This is a genomic window from Streptomyces sp. Ncost-T10-10d, from assembly GCF_900091955.1.
Classification (GTDB): Bacteria; Actinomycetota; Actinomycetes; order Streptomycetales; family Streptomycetaceae; genus Streptomyces.
In genome coordinates this window covers 1-2,511 of sequence record NZ_FMDF01000039.1, presented here as the reverse complement: position 1 = coordinate 2,511, position 2,511 = coordinate 1, and the positions used below count along the sequence as shown (strand labels likewise).

At 67.9% G+C, this 2,511-nt stretch carries 1 protein-coding gene and 1 pseudogene; both read left to right on the top strand.

Annotated elements, in window-relative coordinates; genetic code table 11:
* A pseudogene (locus tag GA0115254_RS44220) lies at positions 1–1,495 on the top strand (hypothetical protein); the annotation flags it as partial.
* Entirely contained in the window at positions 1,492–2,247 is a 756-nt protein-coding gene (locus GA0115254_RS45605) for a hypothetical protein (protein ID WP_256102393.1), read from the top strand. The pseudogene GA0115254_RS44220 and the gene GA0115254_RS45605, both read left to right, overlap by 4 nt.
* The last annotated feature ends 264 nt before the right edge of the window (positions 2,248–2,511 follow it).

Here is a 2,511-nt window from a genome sequence, read left to right as displayed (position 1 = left end):
GATCCCCAAACTCCCCGACGACGCGATCACCCTGCCCGAGGGCTCCTTCAAGCTCCCCGACGGCACCGTCCACCTCCCCGAAGGCGCGGCCATCCCCGAGGGCGGGGTCAAACTCCCGGACGGCAACGTCAAGTTCCCCGACGACACCCCTCTCCTGCCCGAGAACACCACCAAACTCCCCACCCACACCGACGTCCCCGTCCAGTACTTCGACCACGACGGCAACCTCCTCAACGAACACGGCGACATCGTCCAGAAAGTCGAGGACGCACCCAAGGAGGGCTCCCCCAACGTCCCGCACACGGACGGCACGGACCCCACCACCCCACACACCAACACCACGGACCCCGTCACCCCCCATACTCCGGGCAGGGAACCGGCCCTGGTCGGCGTCGGCGCCCACACCGCGGACAACGTCGCGCACGTCGGCGCGAACGCAGGCGACAACGTCATCCACGTCGGCAGCGACCTCGCCGACACCGGCCGCCTCGCCGACGACCTGCCCACCACCCACAACGCCGCCGACAACCTCCCGGGCGGCCACGCGGGCAACCACCTCCCTCACGGCGAGGTCGGCAACCACCTCCCTGGCGGCCACGCCGACGACCTCGGACACGGCCCCACCGCCGGTCACGAACCGCCCAACACACACACCGGCGGCCAGGGCGACGGCCCCAGCAGCCACGACGCCGGCGGACACGGCAGCGGCGGACATGATGGACCCGGCAACCACGGCGACGGACCCGGCACCGGCGGCGACGGACCGGGCGACGGCGGCGACCACGTCCCGGACAGCTCCGGCGGCCACGGCGACGGGCCCGGCTTGCCCGAGGAACACGTCAACAGCCTCGACCACCCACCGTCGGAACCGTTGTCCGCGGTCAGGCCGGACGGCGCACGCTATGTCGATGAGCCCACCGCGCATGCGGGGCAGGTTTACGACGAGATCCGGGCCACCCCCGACTCGGTGGACATTCCGGAGATCTCCAGGCACACCGGCATCGACGAATCCGTGCTGCAACGGGTCAAGACACACCTGTTCCGTACCGAGCACGTGGTCGTCGCGGAGAAGGGTGTCGCCAGGGAAGGGCTTTTCACCCCGCGCGATGACATCGGCGATCTCTGGAAGGCAGCCGGACAGCGTAGCCTGGACGCAGAAGAGGCGCTCAAACTCCAGCGCCTTATTGCTCATGAATACATGGAAAGTCACCTCATGGAAGCGGGGCTCCCCTACGTATTCGACCGCCCGCAGTCATGGGTGGTCGACATGGTGAACGGTGTCCCCGACGGCCATTACCGTGCCTGGCCCGAAAGCTGGGTGGACGCGGGAGCTCACGAACTCACAGTGAGCGAGCGCAGGGGCGGGTTCGCGCAGTGGGAAGGGCTCGGGCTCGATGCGCCGAAGATTGAACTGGCGCCCGACCTCTCGAACATCAACGAGGTGATGGAGGCTGCCTTCCAGGAGCTCCGTTCGAAGGGACTGGACCTGAAATGACAAATGAATCGACACTCGCCCTGCTGGAAAGGGTGCGTGCAGCCGACTGGTCCGGCGACTGGGATCACGCCTTCGAGCACGCGCAGTCCCGCCGCCTGCTGATGCACGAGTACCTTCGACGGTCCGCTCTGTGGGCCCAGGCATACGGCGCCGAGGGCGACTGGCCCTTCTTCGACGTCACTCAATACATCGACAAGGAGTTCCGGCTCCCACCGGCGCTTACCACAGAGCTCGACGAGTGCCTCAAGAAGGTCGCGTACAGCGCCCGGAAGACCTGCGGGGCGGCCGTACGACTTGCGGAGCTCCGCGCGCGGGGCGACATCGCGACGCCCGACCTGCCCGACCTCTACGAGCCCCTGATCCTCTTCTACGAGCGGGGCGGCGAGTTCCTTCAGGACGGGGCCGGATTCCTCGACCTGACCGGTGTGTCCATCAAGCCCCGCGGCCTTCGGCACCACCTCGCAGACCTGCCCTTCCTTACACTTGACAGGCGCACGCTGGACGCCCTGGATACCAAGGGACGGGTCTCCTACCACGCGCCGGCCGACCGTTCGGGGCCCGTCGTGCGACGGCGCCCGCTCAAGGCCGGAGAGCAGCGCGACGAGGTCTTCACACAGGACTTGCGCTGGGAGCCGACGGACCTGCTCCGGCTCTCCGATGAGAAGAAGACCGATGCCGACTACACACAGATCGGCGACATCGAAGCGGCCGAGCTCATCCAGTCGGCCATCCTGGGTGCCTCCCGCCCCTGACGCGTCGCAGCCCGACATGACACGAATCGACATCGACGACCCCGACGGCGCACTCATCGAATCGACGACGAAGAGGTTCACCGAATCCTGATGACCCACCGGGTCCGCAGGCGGTCGGCCCGCCCCTCACGATCGTGTACACGGCGTGAAGATCGGCCGGAGATCCCCGGGAGCCCTGTCGCGCCGGGAGGGCTCCCGCCTTTCGCGATCCGGTCAAGTACCGCGTTCCTGCACCTCATTGCCGGTGCCGTGCTTCGGTAGCCC

What these genes read in the sequence shown, in the direction of transcription:
- GA0115254_RS45605 (WP_256102393.1), top strand. Translation starts at nt 1,492, where the DNA reads ATGACAAATGAATCGACACTCGCCCTGCTGGAAAGGGTGCGTGCAGCC.